The sequence below is a fragment of the Pseudomonas sp. BJP69 genome (genome assembly GCF_007633355.1).
Lineage (GTDB): Bacteria > Pseudomonadota > Gammaproteobacteria > Pseudomonadales > Pseudomonadaceae > Aquipseudomonas > Aquipseudomonas juntendi.
This window is the reverse complement of record NZ_CP041933.1, coordinates 2,493,606-2,518,366: the sequence shown is the minus strand read 5'-3', so window position 1 is coordinate 2,518,366 and position 24,761 is coordinate 2,493,606. Positions and strand designations below refer to the sequence as shown.

The window sequence follows — 24,761 nt, the reverse complement described above, 5'->3', positions numbered from 1 at the left end:
AGGCTAGTCGCTCTACCCGGCGCGCGTGGGCGTTTCTGTGTCCGGATGTTTTTACCTGGCCTGCAGCAGCGGGCTCAGGTCGACACCGGTGGCGCTGATTGGCGGGCACCAGTAGTAGCCGCCGCTCAGGGGCCGGCTGAAGCGGTACAGGCCGTCAATGATGCCGTCCTCCAGGCCACTCATGCGCCGCAGTTGCACTTCGAAGGCATCGAAGCTGCGGCCCAGGGCAACGAAGGCCAGGCCGGCGCCGCGCTGATCGGCCCAGGATACCGAGCGGCGCACCATGAAGGCCTCGGGCTCGAAGCTTTCCTGGGCAGTACGCTTGACGTGTGCCGACTCGGGCGCGTCGTCGAGTTCTTCGTTGTCACTGAGGCGGCGGCCCATGATGTTGTCCTGGTCGGCCTGGGGCAGCGACTTGAAGTACGCCAGGTCGTGCTTCCACAGCTGAAACGCAGCAAAGCTGGAACCATCGGCAGCGATCGCTGCCTGCACCGCATCCTCGTCCACCGGGTTCTCAGTGCCGTCTTCGTAGCCGGTCAGGTCCAGCCCACCCCGGTGCAGGAAACCGTCAACGCTGTCGGCCAGGCGCAGGGCCGGCGCCAACGCCTGCTCCAGTGCCTGGGCCCGCAGCAGCAGGTCGCCCCGCTCATTGCCACGCAGCCACAGCCACAACGCATGCTGGGTGCTGGGGTTCTCTACCGCCGCATCCAGCAGCGGGAAAGGACGCAGGCCAGGTACTTCACGCCCCAGGGCTTTGGCCATGGGCGCGCCTACGCCCAGAATCACCTGCACGCCATCGACCTGCGGTAGCAAGGCATCGAGGGCGGCAGGCAACGCCTCGGGCGATTGCAGGGTGAAGAACAGGTGGCGGGCGTGGGCCGGCACCGGGGTGGCAAGCAGACCTTGCTGGAACGGCATGACAGGCTAATCCTCGAAAAAGGCGGCATGCTACTGCGCCTGCGGGCTTGCTGCAACGCGCCATACAGCGCCGATGAGGGATGTCTCTGGTAACAAATGGTTACCAAGAGCTGGCTCTTTGCAATTACCTATCCACCCCGGCCCACCTAGACTGCTTCGGATCCTTCGCCCGAGAGACTACCGATGACCGCCTCGCCCCTGCTCACCGCCGTTCTGCCCCTGGCCTTGGGCATCATCATGCTGGGCCTTGGCCTGTCGTTGACCTTGGCCGACTTCGCACGGGTGGTGAAATATCCGAAGCCCGTGGTGGTGGGCCTGGCCTGCCAGATTCTGCTGTTACCGCTGGTGTGCTTCCTGATCGCCAACGGTTTTGGCCTGGAGTCGGCGCTGGCGGTGGGGTTGATGTTGCTGGCCGCTTCGCCGGGCGGCACCACGGCGAACCTGTTCAGCCACCTGGCACATGGCGATGTGGCGTTGAATATCACCCTCACAGCGGTCAACTCATTGATCGCGATTCTCACCATGCCGCTGCTGGTCAACCTGTCGTTGAGCTGGTTCATGGCGTCGGACCAGGCCATACCGCTGCAGTTCGCCAAGGTCATGCAGGTGTTCGCCATTGTTCTGCTGCCGGTGGCGCTGGGTATGCTGATTCGCCGCTTTGCCCCCGCGTTTGCCGCGGGCATGCAAAAGCCGATGAAGCTGGTGGCGGCATTGTTTCTGGCATTCACCATTGTCCTGGCGCTGGCCAAGGACTGGCAGACGGTGGTCGAGTACGCACCGGTCGTGGGCCTGGCGGCGCTGCTGTTCAACATCTTGAGCCTGGCGGTGGGGTACTGGGTACCGCGCCTGCTCAACATCCCCAAGCGCCAGGCCATCGCCATCGGCATGGAAATCGGCATACATAACGGCACGTTGGCGATTGCCCTGGCCCTCAGCCCGTCGCTGCTGAACAACCCGACCATGGCAGTGCCGGCAGCGCTGTACAGCCTGATCATGTTCTTCACCGCCGCCGGTTTCGGCTGGTGGGTGAGCCGTGGGCACGCCGTGGGGCAGCCTGAACGCGGCACCGCCGGGTAACGGCCAGGCAGTCAGCGCCGGTTGCGCTTGCCCCGCAGTTGCTGTTTCAACACCTTCAACGGCGGCGCGTAGAAAAAACCGAACGACACACCCCCGGTGCGCCCCTTCACTGCATGGTGCAGCCGGTGCGCCCGGTACAGGCGTTTGAGGTAGCGGTTGACCGGCCGTGGCCGGCGCGGCCAGTGCCGATGAAAGAAACCATCATGGGCCAGTACATAAAGTACGCCATAGCCCGCCACGCCACCGCCCACCCACTGCAGCGGCGCATGGCCGCCCTTGCCCAGGGCGATCAGGGCGGCGGCTATCAGCGCCAACGCCAGCAGGTAGAGGTCATTGGTTTCGAGCATGCCTAGCTGTGGCTCATGGTGCGAGCGGTGCAAGCACCAGCCCCAGCCATGCATGATGTACTTGTGGGCCAGCGTGCCTACGCCCTCCATGGCCACCAGGGTGCCGAACAGCACGGTCAGATTGAGCAGCATGGAACGGTCCGGGTGATCGCATAGGGTGGCGCAAGGTTACCGGCTGATGGTTTTTTTTTCCATGTGGCAGGCGCTGCCGCAGGGCATGTGCCGATTAAGCCATTGTCATCTTTGCACCCTTGACCGGCTTTGCCGCGGGGCGTATGGTCCGCGGCGCAATTTAGCCCAACAGGAGACCCGCTTTGGACAGTAGCCCCAGTCGCTTGCGACAGGCCCACGTGGCGCGCTAGCCCGGCAGTGTCCTGCACTGTCTGGCCAGCCTGGCAAGACGGTGGTTTCTTGTAACCCCGCTTCACCTCCCTCCCCCCGTGGTCCTGCGCATCTTTCTGGTTTTTCAACCGCGCCCAGTGAAGGCGCTCATGCGGGCGTGTGCCCGTGGAAGAGGTGAGCTATGGATTGGAATGTTTTTCTGCTGCGCGTCAGTGTCGCGCTGCTGCTAGGGGCGCTGATCGGCGCCGAACGCCAGTTGCGCCAGCGCCTGACCGGGCTGCGCACCAATGCACTGGTCAGTACCGGGGCCTGCCTGTTCGTGCTGATGACCCAGGCAGTGCCCGGCATGGCCGCTGCCGATGCCTCACGCGTTGCCGCTTATGTGGTCTCGGGCATTGGTTTTCTCGGCGGCGGGGTGATCATGCGCGATGGCTTCAATGTGCGCGGCCTGAATACCGCCGCCACCCTGTGGTGCACGGCAGCGGTCGGTGTCTTGTGCAGCCTGGGGCTGTTGCTGGAGGCCGCGCTGGGTAGCCTGGTGGTGCTGTGCGCGAATATCCTGCTGCGCGACATCGCCCAACGCCTTGACCGCCAGGGCGTGGTGCCCGCCAGCGAGCACGAACAGCATTTCGAAGTGCGCATCGTCTGCCGCGCCGAGGACGAGATCCAGGTGCGCAGCCTGATGCTGCACAGCCTGGCCGAGCCGCAGCTACGCCTGCAGTCGCTGCAAAGTGCCGACCTGGACAACCCGGCCAGGCTTGAGGTGCGTGCAGAGCTGTTGGGCACCGCCCAAGCACCGGCGCAGTTGGAGCGCCTGGTCAGCCGGGTCAGCCTGGAAAAGGGCGTGAGTTCAGTGCGTTGGCAACTTCAGCAACAGGTGCTGGCCGTGGATTGAGCGCCACCGGGTTCGCTGCCGGTGATGAAAAAGATTAAACCTTTGCCCTGCCCCGCCCCTCAACCGTACGCGACACTGAAGTCGCGCCAAGGTTTAAGGAGTGAAGCATGAGCAGTCTTTTCATCAAGCGTGTCGGGTTATCGATGGTGCTGGGTCTGGTATCGGCCCACACGCTGGCAGCCAGCTCCAATGATTTCGTCGATGCAGCGGTCGAGTCCGGCATCGCCGAAGTGGTTACCGGCAACCTGGCCCAGGAGAAAAGCCAGAACGCAGAGATCAAGAGCTTCGCCCAGCAAATGGTCACCGACCATACCCAGGCCAACCAGAAGCTCGGCGACATCGCCCGTAAACTGGATATTTCGGTACCCGACGACGCGGCGATGACCGACAAGGTCAAGAAGATGATCCTGGAATGGCGTGACGAGTCGTTCGACAAGTCTTACCTCAACAACCAGGTCGATGCGCACGAGAAAGCGGTCGAGCTGTTCAAGAAAGAAGCTGCGTCCTCCGACAAGGCTGAGCTGAAGGCCTTCGCCAGCGAAACCCTGCCCAAGCTGGAACAGCACCTGGAGCACGCCAAGGCACTACAGGCCAAACACGCTAAGTGAACGTGAGGTTCGACATGAGTAACGATGCACTGAAAAGCGAAGTACTTACCCGTCTGCTGCATGCTCACCCACAGGGGCTGGGGAAGGAGGTGCTGGACAACTATCGTGGCGAGAAGGCCGTTGCAGGCATGCTCAAGACCCTGCAGGACGACGGCCTGATTCATGATGGCAGCGTGGTGGTCAGCAGCGACCACCAAATCAGCGTCCAGTACCCCATCAAGCTGTCGGCGGCCGGTGTGGACGCCGCCAGGCGGGCCGAGGGCTAAGCGCTGGCAAACCGGGGATTTGCGCCGCCTGGCGTCACAGGCCGGGCAAATCCCTCGGTAAACCCGCCAGCCCATTTCGCTCAGCTGGCGGGCATTCCCTATTTCTTCTCCACATCCCTGGGTGGTTTGGCGGGGCCCTGCGGGTCAACCTGCGGATCGTCGAGGTCCGGCGAATCCGGGTCGAAACCCAGGTCACTCTGCTTGTCCGCCTGCTCCGACGAGTGCGGCCCCTGTTTGTGCGGTGGTTGTTTATCAGGCATGGCGCTATCTCCTTGAGGTGTTTAGGGAAGAAAGCGCTGCCACGAAAAAGTTTGATTAACCTGCTGCTTCGGCCACCCGCGCCCGGCACTGCGCCAACGCCTCGTCACGCTCGCGCAGTTGTTCCTCGAAGTGTTTCAGCTGCCGTGCTTGCTCGGTACACAGCTCGCGCCGTTGTTCCAGGCTCTGTGCCTGGGTCTCCAGTTGCCGGCGCATTTCCTCACTGGCGCCCTGCGCCTGCGCCAGGATCGTGCGCAAACCTTGGATCTGCGCATCACGTTGCTCCAGCAATTCCCCCTGCGCCCGGCATTCGCTGGCCACTTGGCGGTGCTCACCGAGCAAGCGCTCGTTATCGCGGTGCAGGCGGGTCAGTTCGTCCTGCTTGACGATCATGCCCTGCTGCAATTGGCGCACTTCCACCTGCAACTGCTGCAATTGCGCCTCGTGCCGGCGTTGTTCCTGCTCGCGCTGCTCACGGCTGGCGCTGCGGTAATGCTCAAGGGCGTCGCGGGCATGGCGGTGCTTGTCTTCCAGTGACTGGATCTGCTCGTCCTTGTCTGCCAGGCGCAGCTGCAGTTCGCCCAGCGACTGGTTGAGGCTCGCACTGCGTAGCTGTTCGGCCTGCAACGTGCTTTGCGTGGACAGCAGCCGCTCGGACTCGGCGGCCAGTGCTGCGGCATCGATCTGGTGCTGCTGATGCGCTGCGGCCAGGGCTTGCTGGGCGCTTTCGAGCTGCGCCTCCAGCTGTTCACGCTGCTGGGTAAACGTGCTTTCGGCCTGCTCGATGGTCAGATCGGCCTCGTCCTGCAACTGGGTCGCCAATTGCCCAACCATGCGGGCCAGCACCTCACTCAATGCAACGCCACCTTCCGCGGCAACCGGCTGCTGGCCGTTCAGCTCCTTGAGGTAGCGGTGAATGGTGGTCTTCGAGCCGGTATTGCCCAGTTCGATACGAATGGCATCGATGCTGGGGTTTTCGCCCCGGGCGATCAGCGCCTGGCGTGCCTGCTGCACCACCACCTTGTTTATGCCGCCCCGGGCCATGAGTGCTCCTACGATTTCGTAATGTGTTATGTAGCATGTAATTACGTACTGATTCTGCCAATGATTGCCTTGGTCAGCAAAGGTTTTCTCACATGGAATAATCACGGCTTATCGCATGTGAGGGGTGAATTTGTGCGTTTGGTAGTGCTGGCAGCGGTACGAGACTCTGCAACCACCCGCCTTGTGTCCCAGGCGCTTTGCCGCCACCATGTACGTCCGGTTCCTGCCCCTGCGAAAAGCACCCGAAACAAATGACCCTGGATAACTACAAGGCAATTGCCGACAGCATCGCCCTGTTGCTGTACCCGCACGCGGAAGTCATCGTCCACGACCTGCGCAGCCAGACGGTGGTGCACATCGCCAACAACTTCTCCCAACGCGCCTTGGGTGACGACTCGGCGATCGATCATGAACTGGGCGACTTGCTCCAGGGCACGAACCTTGGCCCTTACGAGAAACTCAACTGGAACGGCCAGAAGGTCCGTTCGATCAGCACCGTGTTGCGCAATGCCCAGGGCGAAGCCGAGCACCTGATGTGCATCAACCTGAACGTGTCGGTACTGGAGCAGGCCCGTGTTGCGCTGGATGCGTTTTTCCAGATGAGCCGTGTGGTGCCGCAACCGGACGCGTTGTTCCGCAATGACTGGCAGGAACGCATCAACACCTTCCTGCATGGCTGGCTGCAGGCGCGCAACCTGTCACTGCAAACGTTGCGCATGAAGGACAAGCGCAGCCTGGTGCAGGCGCTGCATGCCGAGGGCGCGTTTCAAGGCCGCAGTGGCGTGGAGTATGTGGCCAACGTACTGAGCATGGGGCGCGCGACCGTGTACAAGTACCTGAAAGAGCTCAAGGCCCTTTAAACCCACTATCGCTGGCTTGCCGGGATGAGCACGGCGACGCATGTGCACGCCTGCTTGTGTCGAATAGAATAAACGTCTACGGTAGACGTATATTCCATATCTATGCAGGTTTACAGCATGGCAGCCACTCCCGCTCTTGCGCCCATTATCGATGCCACCCAGTTGGATGGGCTTTTTCGGTCCATAAAGGATGCCCATGCGGCACTGCGCCCTGCCGTCAGTGTGACGCCGCTGACCCGCAGCGCCCGCCTCTCGGAGCAGACCGGTTGCGATGTGCTGCTTAAATGCGAACACCTGCAGCACACCGGTTCGTTCAAGTTTCGCGGCGCCAGCAACAAGATCCGCCTGCTGCCAACCGAACAGCGGGCTGCCGGGGTGATCGCCGCGTCTTCGGGCAACCACGGACAGGCCTTGGCAATGGCCGGCAACGCGGCTGGGGTGCCGGTGACGGTGTACAGCGCCGCTTCAGCGTCGGCCTACAAGCTGGCAGCGATGCGTGCCTTGGGCGCCGAAGTCATCTGCCTGCCCAGCGACCCATTGGGTGCAGAACTGGAGGCCGCCAGGCAAGCGCGGCTGCAGGGTGTGCCGTTCGTGTCGCCGTACAACGACCTGCAGGTCATCGCAGGCCAAGGCACCCTCGCAATGGAGTTGTTCGAGCAGGCACCCGACCTGGACGCGGTATTCGTCGCGGTGGGCGGCGGCGGGCTGATTGCCGGTATCGGCGCCGCCCTGCGCGTGCTCAAGCCGGGCACCGAGATCATTGGTTGCTGGCCCGAAAATGACCCCGCACTGGCGCGCTCGCTACAGGCGGGTAAGATCATCGAAGTCGAGGCGCGCGAAACCCTTTCCGACGGCACCGCCGGTGGCATCGAGCCAGGTGCTGTCAGCTTCCCGCTGTGCCAGGCGCTGGTCACCGGGACGGTGCTGGTCAGCGAGGACGAAATCCGTGCAGCCATGCGCGACATCGCCCGCCACGAGCGCTGGATCATCGAAGGCGCTGCGGCAGTTGCCGTCGCCGGCATGCAGAAACTGGCCAGGCAGTACCAAGGCAAGCGGGTTGCGGTGGTCCTGTGTGGCCGCAACATTGTCCTGGACAAGTTCCTCGAAGCGGTCGGGTGACAGCTGACGCCAGGGCCCGGCATAGCGCCGGGCCCCAACCTGAACCGCTCAGAGCAGGCGCTGCACCTGGGCTGGCGTGCGCTGCATCAGCACCTTGCCATGGCGCACCGAGACCAGCGCATGCCCCTGGCTGCGCACCATCTCGTAGTCATCGGGTGCCGACAGCAGCAACAGGTTGGCTGGGCGCCCCACCTCGATGCCATAGTGCTCGCCAAGGTTCAGGGTGCGGGCGCTGTTGTCCGTGATCAGGTCCAGGCAACGCTGCAAGTCTTCGTAGCCGAGCATGTGGCAGATGTGCAGCCCGGCTTCGAGAATGCGCAGGATGTTGCCGTTGCCCAGCGGGTACCACGGGTCCACGATGGAGTCCTGGCCAAAGCACACGTTCATGCCGGCGCGGTCGATTTCGGCTACCCGGGTAACCCCACGGCGCTTGGGGTAGTTGTCGAAGCGCCCTTGCAAGTGGATGCTTTCGGTTGGGCAAGACACGAAGTTGATGCCCGACAGCTTCAACAGCCGGAACAGCTTGTAGCAGTAAGCGTTGTCATACGAACCCATCGCCACGGTATGGCTGGCGGTGACCCGGGCGCCCATGCCACGCACCCGGGCTTCCTCGGCCAGAACTTCAAGAAAACGTGACTGCGGGTCGTCGGTTTCGTCGCAGTGCACGTCTACCAGGCAGCCGCTGCGCTCGGCCAGGTCCATCAGGAATTTTATCGACGACACGCCCTGGTCGCGGGTGTTCTCGAAATGCGGAATGCCCCCCACCACGTCGGCACCAATGGCCACCGCTTCGGTCATCAATGCCCTGCCGTTGGCATACGACTCGATGCCCTCCTGCGGAAACGCAACGATCTGCAGGTCGACCAGCCCGCGTACTTCGTCGCGTACCTCGACCATGGCCTTGAGCGCGGTAAGCGTCGGGTCGGTGACATCGACATGCGTGCGCACATGCTGGATACCGTGGTCCACCAGCATGCCAATGGTTTTCTTCGCGCGGGCCTTGATGTCATCGTGGGTGGTGAACTGCTTGCGCTCGGCCCAGCACTCGATGCCCTCAAACAGCGTACCGCTCATGTTCCACCTCGGCTCACCGGCCGTCAGCGTGGCGTCAAGGTGGATGTGCGGCTCGACAAAGGGCGCTACCACCAGGTTCTGTGCAGCGTCCAGGTCGCCGGGCGCCTGCGCCACCACGTTTGCCTGCGGCACGATTGCGCTGATGCGCTCGCCAGCAAGTTCAATGCGGAACAAGCCGGGTTTGCCGCGCAGCCGGGCGTTGATGATGTTCATGCGGTTACTCCTTGCCGTGGGCTTCGCTCATGCGCCATACCAACATGGCGACCGAAGCATTCATGCGAAAAAGCGGGTCGTCGATCGACTGCCCGCTCAGTTGTTCGATGCGCTGTATGCGCTGATTGACAGTGTTACGGTGCAGGCCCAGGCGCTGGGCGGCTTTGAGGCTGTTGCCATTTTCCATGAGCAAGGCGTCGAGGGTGTGGACCAATGCAGTGGCTTGCTTACGCCCTGGTACCAGCAGCGGGCCAAGGGTACGGCTGACGAAATCGTCGATCAGCGAGCGGTCGACGATGCCCTGTAGCAAGCGCAGCACGCCTAGCTCACTGAAATTGCAGTAACCACTGGCCGGGCGCAGGTGCCGGGCCACATCCAGTGCCTGGCGCGCTTCATTCAAGGCCTGGCGGTAGTGTGCACAGTCTTCGGCAAGGCTGGAAAGCCCCATGTACAGGCTCAACTCGCCGGCCACCCCTTGCAATTGCCGGTACAACCCGGCCAATCGTTCCGGCAGGTCTTGGGTGTCGGCCAGCAACACCACGAACAGGTCACCGGGCAGGTGCGCCGTGACGCTGCCCGGCTGCTGCCGGCACCAGGCTTGCAGTTGGTCCTCCAGGGCCTGGCGGGTGTGCTGCCAGCGCCGCTCGCCGAGCGTCAGCCCCAACCGCTCGAACAGCTCATCGACCCCGGCCAGGCGCAAGGCCAGCAGCCGGCGCGGCTCATCCAGCGCCAATTGCAGGTGCGCAGCGCGCTGCCGGGCAATCGCCAGGCTTGGGTAATCGCCACTGAGCAGTTGGCCGAGGATGTCGTTGCGCGAGCGGCGAACCTGGGTCATCTGCACCAGCGCAGTACCGATCAAGTGGGTGACCACCACCATTTTCAGGGCGTAAGGCTGTTCGATCAGTGGCAAACCCAGCTGCTCGGCACGGGCAATCACTGCAGGCGCAATGTGCTGGATGAAACTGCCGCCGGTGAGGATTACCAGCCCGGCAATGCCGACGGCGTCGCCGTCTTCGACCAGCGCAAGCAGGTTGGCCTCACCCCGTGGGTGGTTGATGCCGGTGACGAACACCAGCTCGCCGCCCATCACCCATTCGGCGATACCTTCGTTTTCTGCCACATAAGGCCAGCGTACCCGCCGTTGCAGGTTGCGCGCCCCGGCGCGCACGCTCATCTCGTGCAGGCCGGGCAGCTGCAGGATTTCTTCCAGCGCCAGGCTCACGGTTCGACGCCCGCCTGGGCCGCTGCGCGGCGCCCGCCCAGCTCGAGCACGACGATGTAGCACAGCGCCGAGGCGCCGATACCCACCAGCGGTGCCACCCACGGCGAAGCGTAGGCCAGTACGGCGCCAACGGCGTAGGCCAACAGCCCGACCAGGTTGTAACGGGGCAGCGTTGCAGTGCCCAGCGCCGGGTATTTACCACGGTGGCGGTACCAGAAATCGGCCATGATCACGCCACCCACCGGCGGAATGATCGAACCCAGCAGCACCAGGAACGGGATCAGCATCTCGTACATGCCACCCATGGCCAGCACGATACCCACAGCGGCCGCCAACAGGGTCGCCGTGCGCCGCCGTTCGCTGCGCAGCAGGTGGCACGCGGCAGCCGAAACGTTGTAGATGGTCGGCCCCTGGATGGTCCACAGGTTCAGGCACAGCATGACCACTGCGGCAAAGGACAAGCCCTGCAGCATCATCACTTCGACGATATCGGCCTGCTGGTAGACCATGGCGCACCAGGCGCCTGCCACCACCATCAGGCCGTTGCCCAGCAGGAACGCGACCACACTGGCGCTCACCGCTACCCGCCCGCTGCGCGACAGGCGTGTCCAGTTGGTCGCCTGGGTAGCGCCGCTGGCAAAGGTACCGAACACCATGGTCACTGCCGCCGAAAACGTCATGGTCTCATGCGGTACTACCGCCGCCAGGCCGGCGAACCCGCCGGCATCGCGGGTGGCAATGTACATCGACACCAACAGCAGCACGAACATCAGTGGCACCGAAACCCGGGCCAGCACATCCAGCCCCTTGAAACCGAGGATGGCGGTGATGCTGAAGCCCAGGCCGAACAGCACCATCAACGGCAGGCTGAAACCCTCTGCCAGGCCAAGCAGCTTGACCAGCACGATCGCCACCGTGGCGGTGCCCCAGGCGTACCAGCCCAGTTCGGCGAAGCCCAGCAGGAAGTCGGACAGCCGGCTGCCTGCCTCCCCGAAACAGAAACGCCCCATCAACACCGTGTTCAGGCCGCTACGCGAGGCGATGAAGGCCAACGCGGCGGCATACAGCGCAAGCAAGCTGTTACCGAGGGTGGCGACCCATAGCATGTCGGCGAAACTGAACGCCATGCCCAGTTTGCCGCCGGCAAACATGGTGCCGGTGAAGAAGGTGAAACTGAACAAGACCATGGTGATCGGCAGCAGGCCCTTGCGGGCTGATGGCGGCGCTTCGCTGAGTGGAAATTCGCTGGGTGAGCTCATTGCACGGGGCTCCAGGTTGTAGTTGGGAGCAGCTGGAGCAAGATGCGGGCCGCTTTTTGCGGCCGTCAAACAGCGAAAAAAACCGGGCATGCAGCCCATTGGTGCATGTGCACAGTGACCAGTAAAGCCGGGTTTTACCCCGGTGAAAGTGTGCGGCACGACTTCTTTTGAGGCATTCATGCACCAAAGCGGTTCCGGGCTGAGTAGTAACCACTCAGCCCGACACCGCACGCAACGTTATGCCGCCCCGTCCAGCCCCATCTGCCAGAAATCCGCTTCCAGGCTGGAGGCCTGGGCGAAAATGGCTGCCAGTTCGGCAAAACGCTGCTCGGTCATGCTGCGTGCTGCCAGCTCGTCGAGGTGCCGGCGAGCTGCCGCAGCCACCCCCTGGTAGGCTGTACCCGCGTACTCGCCAATCCACTCGCGGTATGGGTGGCCGCTCAAGTCGCCAATCTGCTCGGCCAGGGCGCGGCCGATTTCGGCATAGCCGACCACGCAGGGGGCCAGTGCCACCTGCAGCTCCAGCAGGTCCCCGGCAGCGCCGCAGTCCAGCACGTAACGGGTGTAGGCCACGGTGGCCTGATGCTCTGGCGCCGCTTCAATGTCGGCCTGGCTCAACCCCCAGCGCGCGCATAGCCGCAGGTGCAGCTCGGTTTCATCGAGAATGGCCGCCAGCGTGGTCTGTGCGGCACGAATGTCCGCCGGGCGTCGGCTTTTGTAGGCAGCCAGCGCCCAGGCCCGGGCAAACTGGACCAGGAACAGGTAGTCCTGCACCAGGTAGGTACGAAACGCTTGCTCGCTCAACGTGCCCGCGCCCATCTGCTGCACGAAGTCGTGCGTGACATAGCGGGCCCAGGGGCGGTTGGCGGCGGTTTTCAGGCGCTCGAAGATATCCATGCTCACTGGCCCTCCGGGTAGATGGCATCGAAGAAGGCCAGCTCCAGTGCCACGGTGCGTTGGTAGAAGTCACTGGCCAGCGCCGCCGCCTGCGGGCCTACCCGGTCCAGTTCAGCCTGCAGGAAGGCAACGAAGTCCTGGAAGGCCGGATTGTCATGCAGCGTGATCCATTCGGCATGGACAAAGTTCTCCGGCAAGGGCTTTGGCGCTTTAAGCGCCCAGTCCAGATACAGGCCCTCGGCAACGTTGAGCACCGCCAGCGCCGCCGCGTAGGAGCGGGTGGCGGCCGCTTCGCGCATGATCGCCTTGAAACCGGCGGTGGGTGCGGTATCGGCGGGTTCGCGCCGTTGCGCCGGGCTGACATCCAGCGCCTCGAACGCGCGCAGGAAATAGGTGTTCTCCTCGCTGCAGATCATGCCGGCAAAGCGGCCGAAGCGCAGCCGGGCCTCGAAGGTATCGGCAGTGGCGATGGCGGCACCGAGCAAGGTCAGGAAGCTGTCGAGAAAGCGGTGGTCCTGCACCAGGTAGTCGATCATGACCGGCGCCGGCAGGCTGCCGTCGCACAGTTGGGTCACGAAACGGTGGCCAACGGCGGCCGACCAGGTCGGGTGGCTATGGCGGCGCAGGGTCTGGCTGAAGCGTTCGGTCATGGTGCTGTCCTTGTGGGGGGATGGCAGCGAGACCTTGGCACTGGACATGGACGAGCCTCGCATGTGAGGCCGGCAAAAAGGCAGGTAACGACACGTATCGAGCCCATCCCTTCGCCGGCATGATCCGGATCAGGTTCGAAGGGTCACCGCGCTGCGATGCTCAGCGGTTTCTCAGCCCGTTGCCGGGCTCCCCTTGGTCGCGCTCAGGTATACCGTAGCGTGCCGCTGCTGTACAGCGCGCCGGATCACACCCGGGACAGCCGGGTGATTTAGGTTTATCGTGTAGCCGTCCTCCACCGCCGCTTGCACCATGACCGATATCGAACGCTACCTGCGCGCCGCCACCCGCGACAACACTCGGCGTAGCTATCAGGCTGCCGTCGAACACTTCGAAAGCCACTGGGGCGGTTTTCTGCCGGCCACCGCCGAGAGCATCGCCCGCTACCTGGCCGAGCATGCCGACCAGCATGCCGTGAGCACGCTGCGCCAACGGCTGGCCGCGCTTAGTCAATGGCACGTTGCCCAGGGCTTTCCCGACCCCACCAAGGCCCCCCTGGTGCGCCAGGTGCTGCGCGGCATTCGTAGCTTGCACCCGGCCCCACCCAAGCAGGCTGCCCCGCTGCTGCTGCAGCACCTGCAAACGGCGGTCGCCTGTTTTGAAGAGGAAGCCCGCCAGGCCCGTGAGAATCACGACCTGGCCGCCTTGCGCCGCGCACGGCGCGATAGCGCGCTGCTGTTGCTGGGCTTTTGGCGGGGTTTTCGTGGCGATGAGCTGGCGCGCCTGCGCGTCGAGCATGTCCAGGCCGAAGCGGGTGTCGGCATCACCCTGTTCCTGCCACGCAGCAAGGGTGACCGCGAAGCGCTGGGGGTGCAGCACCGCACCCCCGCGCTCAAGGCCCTGTGCCCGGTCACGGCCTACCTGCAATGGCTGGAGGTTGCCGGCATTGCCCACGGGCCTGTGTTTCGCAAGCTCGACCGTTGGGGCAACCTGGGCGACAGCGCGCTCAACAGCAACAGCCTGGTGGGGCTGCTAAGGCGCATGCTGGCACGCGCCGGGGTTCCGGCAGCCTTGTACACCGGCCACTCGCTGCGGCGCGGTTTCGCCACCTGGGCCACCGCCAATGGTTGGGAGTTGAAAGCGTTGATGAGCTATGTGGGCTGGAAAGACGCCAAGTCGGCGCTGCGCTACATCGATGCGGCACAACGCTTCGGCGAACTGGCCGCCCTACCGGCCGGCCATGAGCAGGTACTCATCCCCTGACGGCTGCGCAGCGCCACAGGCGGGCGATGTCACAGGCCCGCGCCTGCAGCAGCTCAACGGCATCGGCACACGCCTGCTCCAGGCTCATTGGCCCACTGCTCAGGGCAAAGGCCGCATCCACGCCGTGCGCATACAACTGCTGGTAGCCCTCACCCAAGGTTCCGGCCAGTACCACCACCGGTACCCCGTGGCGCTTGGCGACCCGGGCCACGCCCATTGGCGTCTTGCCGCGCAAGGTCTGTGCATCGAAGCGCCCCTCGCCCGTCACCACCAGATCAGCACCTTGGACCAGAGCATCGAGCCCGGCCAGTTCCGCCACCACCTCTACCCCGGGGCGGAACTGCGCGCCCATGAATGCCCGCGCGGCGAAACCCATGCCACCGGCGGCGCCACAACCTGGGTAGTCACGCACATCCTCACCCAGCAACTGCGCACACTGGTCGGCAAAATGCCCCAGCGCCTGGTCCAGCGCCTGCACCTGCTGCGGGTTGGCGCCCTTCTGCGGGCCGAAGATCGCCGATGCACCGTTGGCCCCGCACAGCGGGTTGTCGACGTCGGCAGCGACCTCGAATTGCACCTCGGCCAGCCGCGGGTCGAGGTCGCTCGCGTCAACACGGGCCAGCTTGGCCAGGGCAAGGCCGCCTTCTTCCAGCGTTTGCCCATTGGCATCCAGCAGGCGCAGGCCCAACGCACGCAACATGCCGCTACCGGCGTCGTTGGTGGCACTGCCGCCAATGGCCAGTACCACGCGCTGTGCGCCGGCAGCCAACGCGGCGGCAATCAGCTCGCCGGTACCCCAGGTGCTGCTGCGGCAGGCATCGCGCTGCCCGGTTGGGACCAGCTGCAGGCCACTGGCCTGGGCCATTTCGATGATTGCCGTGCGGCTGTGCGGCAACCAGCCCCAGCCGGCTTCCACGCTCTGCCCCAGCGGGCCGCGCACGGTCTGGCGGCGCAGCTCGCCGTCGCTGGCGGCAAGGATCGCGTCCATGGTGCCTTCGCCACCATCGGCCATCGGGCATTCGACCACCTGCACACCCGGGCAACCCTCACGCAAGCCGGCGGCGATGGCGCGCGCAACCCCGGCAGCATCGAGGCTGTCCTTGAACGAGTCGGGGGCAATGACGATCTTCATGGGGATTCTCCTGTCCTGATGGCGGCATGCTGACAGCTGTGCGCCCAGGCGGCCTCGGTCAAATGCACAAAACCCTGGGTGGGTTGTTTGGGCGGATGCCTTTGGCCTGTGCCGGCGATAGGGCCGCAACAGAGAAATGCTTCAGTTTGCAGGCAACAGCTGCAACCCCAGGTACAAGCTCAGCATGCCTTCCATCCGCAGCGGGTCGACCTCGCCCAACTCGGCAATGCGCTCCAGCCGGTAGCGCAGGCTGTTGCGGTGGATGCCCAAGGCATCGGCACAGGCCTGGCTCTGGCCGTCATGGGCACACCATGCCCGCAGCGTAGTCAGCAGCTGGCCGCTGCTGTCCTTGACGCGTATGCGCTGCAACGGTTCCAGCAGTTCATCCAGTGCGTCATCATTGCGGTGGCGCCACAGCAGCGCCGGCAGCCGGTAGCGCTGCAGGCTGAGTAGGCGTTCGCCAGGCAATACCTCACGGCCATAAGCCAGCAAGTCACGCACCCGACGGTAACCCCGGCGCAACTGCTCCAGGCTCTGCGCGGCGCTGCCCAGGGCTAGCCGTTCCACTTCCCAGCCATGCCGTTGCAGGCGTTCCAGCAGGCGCGGCTCATCCAGTGCGACACCCGCCGGGCGGCACCACAGCAACGACTGCCGCGCCGGGCTGACGCACCAGCTGTCGGGGTAACGGCTGATCAACCACGCTGCCAGTGCCTCGGCGGCCGGCCCCGAGGCCAGTTCGAACAAGCACGGCACACGCGGCAGCTGTGGCTTCAGGCCCAGTTGCCGGGCTTCGTCGAGCAACCGCGGGGAATCACCGCTGCCGCCAAGCAGCAACGCCAGCAGGTCGTCACAGCGCTGCCGCCGCCACTGCTGGTCGGCCTGCAAATGGCGCTGGGCCAGCAGCATTTCGGCGGTCATGCGCACCAGTTCACCGTAGGTTCGCACGTGCTGCGGGTCGCCGGTCAGGCCCAGCACGCCCATCAACCTGCCGTCGAGCATCAACGGCAGGTTGACCCCAGGCTGCACGCCTTTCAGGCATTTGGCCGCGTCAGTGTCCAATTCGACGATCCGGCCGTTGGCAAGTACCAACTGGGCGCCTTCATGGCGGGTGTTGATGCGCTCCGGCTCGCCGCTGCCCAGGATCAACCCCTGGCTGTCCATGACATTGACGTTGCACGGCAGAATGGCCATCGCCCGGTCAACGATATCCTGTGCCAGGTCATGGTCGAGTTCGAACATTGCACGGTCCTTAGGGTGTTAGGCTTTTGGGCTCGGGCACAGCAGCCCGCGCCCAGCACTGTGCAAAAGCACAAAGACAGGCACGCCGCAGTCCCCGAGACTCGTCAGGGCGAGCGCCGGCACAGGCGACGCGGCGATAACCATAACAACAGAGAATCCGATCATGGCACACAGCCCAGCCCCTGACCAAGGCACGGACACCACCCGCAACGCGCTGTACCGGCGCGTCACCCTGCGGCTGATTCCGTTCATTTTCATCTGCTACCTGTTCAATTACCTGGACCGCGTCAACGTCGGCTTTGCCAAGCTGCAGATGCTCGACGCGCTGAAGTTCAGCGAAACCGTGTACGGCCTTGGCGCCGGCATCTTCTTCATCGGCTATGTATTGTGCGGCCTGCCCAGCAACCTGGCGCTCAACCGCTTCGGCCCTCGGCGCTGGATCGCGCTGATGATGATCGCCTGGGGCAGTTTGTCCACTTGCCTGCTGTTCGTCACCACCCCGACCGAGTTCTATACCTTGCGCCTGCTCACTGGGGCGGCCGAAGCCGGCTTCTTCCCGGGCGTGGTGTTGTACCTTTCGCGCTGGTTCCCGGCAGCCAGACGCGGGCGCATCATGGCCTTGTTCATGTCGGCTATCCCGGTTTCGGGTCTGCTGGGCGGGCCGTTCTCCGGCTGGATCCTCGAACATTTCGCCGCCGGCCAGCATGGCCTGGCCGGCTGGCAATGGATGTTCCTGATCCAGGGCCTGCCCACCGTGGCCCTGGGCATTCTGGCAGTGTTCCTGCTCAGTGACGGTTACCAGAAGGCTGCCTGGTTGAGCGCGGGCGAACGCCAGCTGATCGCCGCAGACCTGGCGGCCGACGCTGCCAGCAAGCCCGCCACTACCGGCGACAGTGTACTAGCGGTACTGACCAACCCGCTGATCTGGACCTTTGGTTTCGTTTATTTCTGTATCCAGAGCGGTGTCTACGCCATCAACTTCTGGTTGCCGTCGATCATCAAGGGCATGGGCTTCGACAACCCGCTGCTGATCGGCTGGCTGAGCGCCATTCCGTATCTGCTGGCCGGGGTCTTCATGATTCTGTGCGGGCGCTCGGCCGACTTGCGCAACGAACGCCGCTGGCATCTGGTGGTGCCGATGCTCATGGGCGCCATGGGCTTGCTGATCGCAGTCAACTTCGCCGCCAACCCGGCCATTGCCATCCTTGGCCTGTCCATCGCCACCATGGGCGCGCTCACCGGTCTGCCGATGTTCTGGCCGATGCCCACGGCGCTGCTCAGCGCCAGTGCCGCCGTGGCCGGCCTGGCGATCATCAACTCGGTCGGCCAGATGGCCGGCTTCCTCAGCCCGTACCTGGTGGGGTTCATCAAAGACCAGACCGGGTCCACCGATGCCGCCCTGTATTCGTTGGCGGCACTGATCGTGCTCGGTAGCCTGGTGGCGCTGCGCGTGACCAGGGCCGGTGCACTGAGTGCTGCCCGGGCCAATTGAGTCCAGCGGCGAGCCAGCCCGCTGCCAGACCACGCCAGCATAGTGATGCAACGGGGGTGTTCTAGTGGCAGCGGGCCTGGCCCGTTACCACCGGAACACCGGTCGTCAGCCCAACGCATCCCCTGCCCACCTCAGGCGTCAAATGGTTCCAAAGGCCCCCTTTGGAGAACCCCCATGACCCAGTACGCCGTGGCTTGCCTGGCACAACTCGACGAGCACCGCCCGTTGCGCGTTCAGGCCGGCAGCGAAGAGATCATCCTCGTCCGCCAAGGCCAGCAGGTACACGCCTACCAGGCCAATTGCCCGCACGCCGGCGCGCCGCTCGACGAGGGAGTGGTGTGCGCCGGGCTACTGGTCTGCCCGTGGCACAAAGCCGCGTTTGCCGTCGACGACGGCGCAGTCTGCGAACCGCCGGCACTTGCCGACCTGCGCCGCTACCAGGTGTGGCTCAAGGGCGATCAGGTGTGGGTAGATGACCAGCCCCTGGCTGCCGTCGAGCCGCCCAGGCACAGCGATGCCCGCTGCTTTGTGGTGGTGGGTGCCGGGGCCGCGGGCAGCGCTGCGGTGGCCGCCCTGCTCAGGCAAGGTTTTGCCGGCCGGCTGGTGTGGATAGACCAGGAGCGTCAGCCCGCCTATGACCGGACCTCGCTGAGCAAATTCGTGATCGCCGGGCAGATGCCGCCCGACGAAGTACCCGCCTTGCTCGACGCCGATGCCTTGCGCCAAGGCCAACTGGAGCGCAAGCATGGCAAGGTGCGCAGCGTTGACAGCCAGCACCGCCAAATCACCTTGGCTGACGGCCAGTCGATCGCGTATGACGCTTGCCTGCTTGCCACCGGCGGTAAGCCCGTGCGCCCGCAACTGGCCGGGATCGATCTGCCTGGGGTGTTCACCCTGCGTTCCCGCGACGATGCTGAGCGCGTGCTCGATGCGGCCGAGCCCGGCCAGCCGGTGGTCATTGTGGGCGACGGCTTCATCGGCCTGGAGGCCGCTTCGGCCCTGCAGGCGTACGGCGCGCGGGTGCATGTGGTAGCCCGCCACGAGATCCCCCTGGCTCGACAGCTGGGTGAACGCATTGGCCGTTGCCTGCGCACGCTGCATGAGGCTCAAGGGGTGACTTTTCACGGCCCCACCGAGGTCAAGCTGATCGAAGGCCAGGGGCAGGTCGAGGCCGTGGTACTGGCCAACGGCGAGCGCCTGCAAACAGCCTTGGTCGTGCTGGGAACCGGCGTCAGCCCCGCGACGGCGTTTCTGCACGGGGTGCCCCTTGGGGAAGACAAATCGGTGAGGGTCGACGCCGACATGCGTGCTGCCCCCGGCCTGTGGGCGGCAGGGGACATCGCCACATTCCCGCTTGCCGGGCGCCCGGTGCGCATCGAGCACTGGCGCCTGGCGCAGCAACAGGGGGTGATCGCAGCGGCCAACATGCTCGGCGAGCAACGCCGCTACGCCGACGTGCCGTTCTTCTGGACCTACCAGCACGGGGTTACCTTCGAGGTGCTGGGGCACGCACGGGACTGGAACCGCATCGAGTTCGTCGGCGAGCCGGAAACAGGTGACTTCATTGCCCTGCAGTGTGTGAACGAGCAGGTCGAGGCAGTGATTGCCAGGGGGTATTCCGACGCCATGGCGGCGCTGTCGCAGCGTATGAAACAGCCGTTGACCCTGCAACAGGCCCTGACGCTGATCGGCTGAAGGGGCTTGGGTAGGCCCGCCCTCCGATCACAGGCTCAGGACAGCACCTTTATTACCAGCAGATGCACTGGATAAAACAGATAGCCCCAGCGCCCCACTGCCGGCACCCGCCAATCATCATGGCGCAACAGCGCTGAGCCAAGCGCAAGCGCCGAGGCCGCGCTCAGCAGTGTGAGCAGGGTGATCGGTGCCAGCAAATGCGCCTGCAACCAGCTGTTGGTCAGGTTGCCGCCCATGGCCAGCAGGCAAGGGAACACCCAGGCCGCGCCGCCCTGCCGGCGCGCCATCAGGCAGGCGCCTGGCAGCAATACCCCGGGCACTCCATACATCAACTGCCCACTGAACAAAAAACCTGCCAGCCCGGCCGCCAAACCCAGCAAACGCAGCGACAGCAACGGGTAATGCACACCCCAGGCCACCAGCAACCCCAATACCAGCGTCGGCATCACGTTCAATGTCTGCGAGCCGCCGTCCAGCCAGCGATATGCAGGTTCCGACAGCACCGCGAACAGCAGCATCAGCCCCAGGTAGCGCACATTGCCCATGCTATTGAAAGACCCAGCCCTGGCCCGCTGCACATTCACTGCAATGGCCAGGCAAAACAACGGGAACGCCAGCCTGCCCACCACGAACAGGCCATCGGCTGTGGGCCATAGAAAGCGCAGGTGATCGGCGACCATGGTCGCCATGGCGGTCCATTTGACCAGGTCCAGCCCCGCCGAGCGCAACCCTCAGCGCTCGCGTTCGGCAGGGCTGAGGCCCAGGTAGCGCTCGGTCCACAGGGCCAACGGCAGCGGTGGTTGCTGCTCCAAGACACGCCGCCAGATCAGCACCAGGTCGCGCCTGTTGAACATCGACCCGGGCCCGGTTTGGAAAGCCGTTGGCACATCGACCACCCACTGCCCCTGGCTGTCCCGGTGCGCCATGCGGAAACGGAAGCTGTAGTTGCCCGGGATACCCATGCGCAAGTCCGTTACCACCAGCACGTCGCCGACCTGGTCGTAACGCAACCAGTCATCGGTGAACCAGCGCAAACGCTGATACAGCTCATCGGTGGCCAACACCTGCGCCAACTGCGTGTTGCGCGGCAAGCGCTGCATTTCTGGCGCCTGCCGGTCGAAGGCGCTGCTGATGCCCTCGTAATAGTCACCCCCGGGCGTTTTCGCCAACACTCGCCAGACCAGGCTGTTGAAGGCAATGGGCACGGCCCGCAGTTCAGTGGTGACGACACCTTGCTGGTCCAGTGCGGCCTGGAAGCGCTGCTCGGCGGCCATGCGCCCGGCAAGGCCGAAGCCGAGGTACGCCGTGCTGAACACCAGTGCAAGGGTCAGCAGCCGCGTGGCCCTGGCAGTCACTCCGCGCACGGCCGCGTAGATAACGACGGCCACCAGGGGCAGGGTATACACCGGGTCAATGATGAATACCGCAGCCCAGCTTTGCGGTGTGACTGGCAGAGGCCAGAACAACTGGGTGCCATAGACCGTGAAGGCATCGAGCAATGGGTGGGTGATCAGCACCAGCCAGAACGCCAGGAACAGCCTGTTCAAGGTATAGCCTTTGTCGGGCCAGCACTTGTTGACCAGCCAGGCCAGCAGCAAGGCCAGCCCAGTGAGCACGAACAGCGAGTGGGAGAAGCCGCGGTGGTAAGTCATCTGCGACACCGGGTCGGCGTAGCGGATGATCACGTCGAGGTCTGGCAGCGTGCCCAGCGCCGCGCCATACAACAGCGCGCGGCGCCCTTGCAGGCGGCCCAGCACGGCACCCTGCAGGGCGGCGCCGAGTACAGCTTGGGTAATCGAGTCCAAGGGAGCATTCCTGGCAGGTGGTGACGGGAAACTACCCTCAACCAGGGTCGCTAGGCAATTCCCCGCCTTGTTGCCAGATGCAACGCCGCAAGACCGGGCGGTTCAGCCAAGGTCGCCGCCCCCTACCGGCAGGGTCACGCCGGTGATGTATGACGCTTCATCGCTGGCCAGGAACAGAATTGCCCCGACCTGTTCGTCGATGCTGCCGTAGCGGTGCATCAGGCTGCTGTCGAGGGTCTGGTCGACAATTTGCTGGTACCAGCGCCTCTCCTGCTCGGTTTGCTCGGCGGTGTTGCGCGGCACCCGCCGCGGCGGCGCTTCGGTGCCACCCGGCGCGGTGGCGTTGACGCGGATGCCACGGCCAGCGGTTTCGAAGGCCAGGCAAGCAGTCAGCGCATTGACCCCACCCTTGGCCGCACCATATGGCACCCGGTTCACGCCCCGGGTGGCGACCGACTAATCGGACACAGCATAAGGGTCGGCGTGGTGAAACACGCTACTGCGCTCGCTCAGCAGGCGGTTTTCCATAGGCAAGGCACTCGGCATCGTTATTGTTCTGGTCGCCGCTTCCTACGGCCTTGTGGGGCTGTGGTTGCGGTCGTCACGGTCATTCTATCGGGCCGGTTGCAGGTAGCGGGGGCAGGCGACAGCCGGTGGATGAGCACACTTAAGCAAAAAGGCGGGGGTTGGGCAATGCAGCGTTGGGATTGGGTGGGCGGATAGCGGACACGCCAAGTTTGGTTGGTGTTCGGTAATCGAAGTCATTTTGCAGGTCTGGCCCTATCGCCGGCAAGCCAGCTCCCACAGGGATCGCCTTAGGGCTGACAGGTGTTTGCCACAAGGTATGGCAGCGCCTGTTAGAGCGAGCGCCGCCCGCGCGGCGCAATCGCGAGCTGCGCTCGCTCCTACGTTTGTTTCGGGCCAATTATTCCTGTGGGATTCGCGCGCGAACGCCTTGGTGCATGCCTCAATATCGCGCCGTACAAACAAGGCGGCCGCGCGCGCCTGTCACAGGCGTTACTGGCCCGAAACAAACGTAGGAGCGAGCGCAGCTCGCGATTGCGCCGCGCGGGCGGCGCTCGCTCTAACAGGCGCTGCATATCTTGTGGCAACCAACTGTCAGCCCTGATGCAATCCCCGTGGGAGCTGGCTTGCCGGCGATAGGGCCGGTGAATTTTCGCAGCGTTCTGACTCAGTGGACCGCCACATCCTGCCGCCCTGCCCAGCCCTGGCTGCGTGCCCGGTACTGCCGCGGTGCAATGGCGAACAACTCACGAAAGCGCCGGTAGAAATGCGGGAAGCTGACAAACCCGCTGGCCACCGCCACTTCGGTCAACGACTTGTTGGTGTGTTGCAACAGCTGCCGCGCATGGGTCAGGCGCAGTTCCAGGTAATACCGTGGCGGCGTGGCCTGCACATGGCGGTGGAACAAGCGTTCCAGGTGCCGGCGGGACAACCCCGCATGTTCAGCGATCTCGTCGATACCGATCGGGTCTTCGATATTGGCATGCATCAGCTCCAGCGCCAGGCGCACGCCGTGAGGCATGCCAGGGTCAATGTCCGCCACGCCGGCCGCAGTGTCATTTGCCACCCGCGAACGGTCGCACGCCAGCATCTGTTCCACGGCCCGCCGCAACGGCACCCCACCCGCCTGCTCAAGCATGGCCAGCATCATGTCCAGCGCGCTGCAGGTACCTGCGCAGCTCATGCGCCTGCGGTCCAGCACATGGGCCTGGCGGCTGATCCGCACCTTGGGGTAGAGCTCGTTCATCATCGCCCGGCCATCAGGGTGAAAGGCGCAGTTTGGCACGCAACTGGGGGGCAGCTTGCAGGCGCACGCGTAAACCGCCGCACACCAGCAGGCAACCCAGGCCTTGCACCTGTAAATCGCTTAGCTGGGTGTTGACCGGCAAGGCAATGCCCAGGTCGCTCATCACCTGCGGCCCCTCGCCCACCACCTCGACCTGGAACAACGGCGTGGCGCTCATCAGGTTGGCGGTCACCAGGCTGTCCATTGCAGCGGTGAAGGCCATCATCGAGAAGTGTTCACGCAGAACGAAGGCCACCCGCTGGCAGGGCATTGGCAATGAAGTGCGAAAGCCGGGCTCCAGATGGGCCAGGTTGGTGTTCTTGAGGATGCTTTCGAAGTGGCTCATGGCTATTAACTCAACAGCGAGAATCGCATTGGCCGCTTCGCGGGCTTGCCCGCTCCCACAGGCATTGCACAGTGTTCAGAACCTGTGGCGGACCTGTGGGAGCGGGCGAGCCCGCGAAAAAGCCAACGCTGATGGATCAGGTTACTGACCGGCCTGGGCCGCTGCATCACGCGAGGCTTGCAGCCACTGGTCAAACTGCTGACGGTGGGCGGCAACCCATTCCTTGGCATGGCGGGTAATCAATCGGGTCACCACGCAGAACTTCCTGTCGATGGAGCCGGGTGTGCGCCCTGACATCTACATCACCAAGCTGGGCAAGGTGCAGGCTGGCTACAGCTCGCACCCGCTCAACCATGACGTGATCTACCCGGTGTGCACCCCACAGTACCTGGCCCGGCACCCCGAAGTGCAGACGCTGCAAGGCTTGCGCGATGGCACCCTGCTCAACCTCAGCCCTTATGGGCGTTCGCAGGTGGCCGAACATGTCGACTGGAACGTCTGGCTGGCCTTCCACGACGTTGACCTGAAAAGCCGCGCCAATACCGCACCGCACTTCTTCAACGCCAACGACTACAACCTGCTGGTGCAACTGGCCCTTGGCAACCAGGGCGTAGCGCTGGGCTGGCACCACCTGGTGGCACAACTGGTGGCCCAGGGGCTGCTGGTGCGCCCGGTGCAAGAGGAGTTGGTGCTCAAGGACACCTTCCACTTCCTGGCCTTCAACGAAGACAAGGAACATGAGCCCAGTTGCCTGCACTTGCGCGACTGGTTGCTCGAAGAGTTCCAGCCGTTGCTGGAATCACTGGGCAGCAGCTGAGCCGCTGTTTCACAGGCGCGCAACGGCCGGCACTGCCCACCCGCTCACTGCGGTAACAGCTTGCAACCAGTCCAGCCCACCATTGAGGCACTTTCCTCACACGCACGCCCCGGCA

22 protein-coding genes, 3 pseudogenes and 1 riboswitch are annotated in these 24,761 nt (G+C 64.3%); of the genes and pseudogenes, 10 read left to right on the top strand and 15 right to left on the bottom strand.

What is annotated here, in order from left to right; genetic code table 11:
* Positions 1-51: 51 nt before the first annotated feature.
* The gene (locus FPB55_RS11555) at positions 52-918 is read right to left on the bottom strand and encodes a Dyp-type peroxidase (RefSeq protein WP_047150156.1); all 867 of its coding nucleotides are present in this window, start codon (positions 916-918) and stop codon (positions 52-54) included.
* Between the two features lie 183 nt (positions 919-1,101).
* On the opposite strand from FPB55_RS11555, the gene FPB55_RS11550 reads away from it, so the two are divergent.
* Entirely contained in the window at positions 1,102-1,995 is an 894-nt protein-coding gene (locus tag FPB55_RS11550) for a bile acid:sodium symporter family protein (RefSeq protein ID WP_144188208.1), read from the top strand.
* A gap of 11 nt (positions 1,996-2,006) precedes the next feature.
* On the opposite strand, the gene FPB55_RS11545 is transcribed toward FPB55_RS11550, so the two are convergent.
* The gene (locus FPB55_RS11545; RefSeq protein WP_009686908.1) at positions 2,007-2,474 is read right to left on the bottom strand and encodes a sterol desaturase family protein; all 468 of its coding nucleotides are present in this window, start codon (positions 2,472-2,474) and stop codon (positions 2,007-2,009) included.
* Positions 2,475-2,865: 391 nt separating this feature from the next.
* On the opposite strand from FPB55_RS11545, the gene FPB55_RS11540 reads away from it, so the two are divergent.
* The 3 genes from FPB55_RS11540 to FPB55_RS11530 all read left to right on the top strand — a co-directional run bounded on the left by FPB55_RS11540 (position 2,866) and on the right by FPB55_RS11530 (position 4,453).
* Positions 2,866-3,579, top strand: coding sequence for an MgtC/SapB family protein (locus FPB55_RS11540; protein ID WP_009686909.1), 714 nt, complete (start codon positions 2,866-2,868; stop codon positions 3,577-3,579).
* A 107-nt stretch (positions 3,580-3,686) separates the two neighbouring features.
* Positions 3,687-4,187 carry a DUF4142 domain-containing protein gene (locus FPB55_RS11535; protein WP_054904706.1) on the top strand — a complete coding sequence of 167 codons (501 nt, stop codon included), beginning with the start codon at positions 3,687-3,689 and terminating at the stop codon, positions 4,185-4,187.
* Positions 4,188-4,201: 14 nt separating this feature from the next.
* Positions 4,202-4,453: a hypothetical protein gene (locus tag FPB55_RS11530; protein ID WP_054904707.1), complete on the top strand. Its 252-nt coding sequence runs from the start codon at positions 4,202-4,204 to the stop codon at positions 4,451-4,453.
* 98 nt (positions 4,454-4,551) lie between these two features.
* Here the strand turns inward: FPB55_RS11530 and FPB55_RS26255 are convergent, their stop codons facing one another.
* Both FPB55_RS26255 and FPB55_RS11525 read right to left on the bottom strand, forming a co-directional pair.
* On the bottom strand, positions 4,552-4,713 hold the full coding sequence (locus FPB55_RS26255; RefSeq protein WP_167524213.1) for a DUF6021 family protein: 162 nt from the start codon (positions 4,711-4,713) through the stop codon (positions 4,552-4,554).
* A 55-nt stretch (positions 4,714-4,768) separates the two neighbouring features.
* On the bottom strand, positions 4,769-5,755 hold the full coding sequence (locus FPB55_RS11525; protein ID WP_144188206.1) for a DNA-binding protein: 987 nt from the start codon (positions 5,753-5,755) through the stop codon (positions 4,769-4,771).
* A gap of 251 nt (positions 5,756-6,006) precedes the next feature.
* Between FPB55_RS11525 and FPB55_RS11520 the strand changes: the two genes are divergently transcribed.
* Positions 6,007-6,615 (top strand): PAS domain-containing protein, encoded by a 609-nt coding sequence (locus tag FPB55_RS11520; RefSeq protein ID WP_144188204.1) that lies wholly within the window; start codon positions 6,007-6,009, stop codon positions 6,613-6,615.
* Positions 6,616-6,732: 117 nt separating this feature from the next.
* Complete coding sequence (locus FPB55_RS11515; RefSeq protein WP_115295288.1) at positions 6,733-7,734, top strand: threonine/serine dehydratase; 1,002 nt, start codon at positions 6,733-6,735, stop codon at positions 7,732-7,734.
* 48 nt (positions 7,735-7,782) lie between these two features.
* On the opposite strand, the gene codA is transcribed toward FPB55_RS11515, so the two are convergent.
* From codA to FPB55_RS11490, 5 genes are all read right to left on the bottom strand, one after another.
* On the bottom strand, positions 7,783-9,021 hold the full coding sequence (gene codA / locus FPB55_RS11510; protein WP_009686916.1) for a cytosine deaminase: 1,239 nt from the start codon (positions 9,019-9,021) through the stop codon (positions 7,783-7,785).
* A 4-nt stretch (positions 9,022-9,025) separates the two neighbouring features.
* Complete coding sequence (locus FPB55_RS11505) at positions 9,026-10,243, bottom strand: PucR family transcriptional regulator (protein WP_125854847.1); 1,218 nt, start codon at positions 10,241-10,243, stop codon at positions 9,026-9,028.
* The gene (gene codB, locus FPB55_RS11500) at positions 10,240-11,502 is read right to left on the bottom strand and encodes a cytosine permease (RefSeq protein WP_144188202.1); all 1,263 of its coding nucleotides are present in this window, start codon (positions 11,500-11,502) and stop codon (positions 10,240-10,242) included. The genes FPB55_RS11505 and codB overlap by 4 nt, the downstream gene beginning before the upstream one ends.
* A gap of 237 nt (positions 11,503-11,739) precedes the next feature.
* A complete protein-coding gene (tenA, locus tag FPB55_RS11495; RefSeq protein ID WP_054904713.1) occupies positions 11,740-12,399 on the bottom strand; it encodes a thiaminase II in 660 nt (219 codons plus the stop codon).
* Between the two features lie 2 nt (positions 12,400-12,401).
* Positions 12,402-13,049 (bottom strand): TenA family protein, encoded by a 648-nt coding sequence (locus tag FPB55_RS11490; protein ID WP_144188200.1) that lies wholly within the window; start codon positions 13,047-13,049, stop codon positions 12,402-12,404.
* An 89-nt stretch (positions 13,050-13,138) separates the two neighbouring features.
* Positions 13,139-13,253, bottom strand: a riboswitch (TPP riboswitch).
* A 106-nt stretch (positions 13,254-13,359) separates the two neighbouring features.
* Here FPB55_RS11490 and FPB55_RS11485 point away from each other — a divergent pair.
* Positions 13,360-14,310 carry a site-specific integrase gene (locus FPB55_RS11485; protein WP_054904714.1) on the top strand — a complete coding sequence of 317 codons (951 nt, stop codon included), beginning with the start codon at positions 13,360-13,362 and terminating at the stop codon, positions 14,308-14,310.
* Here FPB55_RS11485 and FPB55_RS11480 read toward each other — a convergent pair.
* Complete coding sequence (locus FPB55_RS11480; protein ID WP_144188198.1) at positions 14,300-15,442, bottom strand: glycerate kinase; 1,143 nt, start codon at positions 15,440-15,442, stop codon at positions 14,300-14,302. The two genes, FPB55_RS11485 and FPB55_RS11480, sit on opposite strands and share 11 nt — an antisense overlap.
* Positions 15,443-15,583: 141 nt before the next feature.
* Positions 15,584-16,681, bottom strand: a complete 1,098-nt coding sequence (locus tag FPB55_RS11475) for a sugar diacid recognition domain-containing protein (RefSeq protein WP_144188196.1) — start codon at positions 16,679-16,681, stop codon at positions 15,584-15,586.
* A gap of 163 nt (positions 16,682-16,844) precedes the next feature.
* Between FPB55_RS11475 and FPB55_RS11470 the strand changes: the two genes are divergently transcribed.
* A complete protein-coding gene (locus tag FPB55_RS11470; RefSeq protein WP_029886214.1) occupies positions 16,845-18,173 on the top strand; it encodes an MFS transporter in 1,329 nt (442 codons plus the stop codon).
* Positions 18,174-18,347: 174 nt separating this feature from the next.
* A complete protein-coding gene (locus FPB55_RS11465; RefSeq protein WP_144188194.1) occupies positions 18,348-19,868 on the top strand; it encodes an FAD-dependent oxidoreductase in 1,521 nt (506 codons plus the stop codon).
* Positions 19,869-19,903: 35 nt separating this feature from the next.
* On the opposite strand, the gene FPB55_RS11460 is transcribed toward FPB55_RS11465, so the two are convergent.
* The 4 genes and pseudogenes from FPB55_RS11460 to FPB55_RS11445 all read right to left on the bottom strand — a co-directional run bounded on the left by FPB55_RS11460 (position 19,904) and on the right by FPB55_RS11445 (position 23,829).
* The gene (locus FPB55_RS11460) at positions 19,904-20,596 is read right to left on the bottom strand and encodes a TraX family protein (protein ID WP_144188192.1); all 693 of its coding nucleotides are present in this window, start codon (positions 20,594-20,596) and stop codon (positions 19,904-19,906) included.
* A gap of 3 nt (positions 20,597-20,599) precedes the next feature.
* Complete coding sequence (locus FPB55_RS11455) at positions 20,600-21,673, bottom strand: metal-dependent hydrolase (protein WP_144188190.1); 1,074 nt, start codon at positions 21,671-21,673, stop codon at positions 20,600-20,602.
* A 102-nt stretch (positions 21,674-21,775) separates the two neighbouring features.
* Positions 21,776-22,129, bottom strand: a pseudogene (locus FPB55_RS11450) (SDR family oxidoreductase); the annotation flags it as partial.
* A gap of 736 nt (positions 22,130-22,865) precedes the next feature.
* Positions 22,866-23,829 (bottom strand): annotated as a pseudogene (locus tag FPB55_RS11445) (helix-turn-helix domain-containing protein).
* A 238-nt stretch (positions 23,830-24,067) separates the two neighbouring features.
* Here FPB55_RS11445 and FPB55_RS11435 point away from each other — a divergent pair.
* Positions 24,068-24,646, top strand: a pseudogene (locus tag FPB55_RS11435) (LysR substrate-binding domain-containing protein); the annotation flags it as partial.
* Positions 24,647-24,761: the final 115 nt, after the last annotated feature.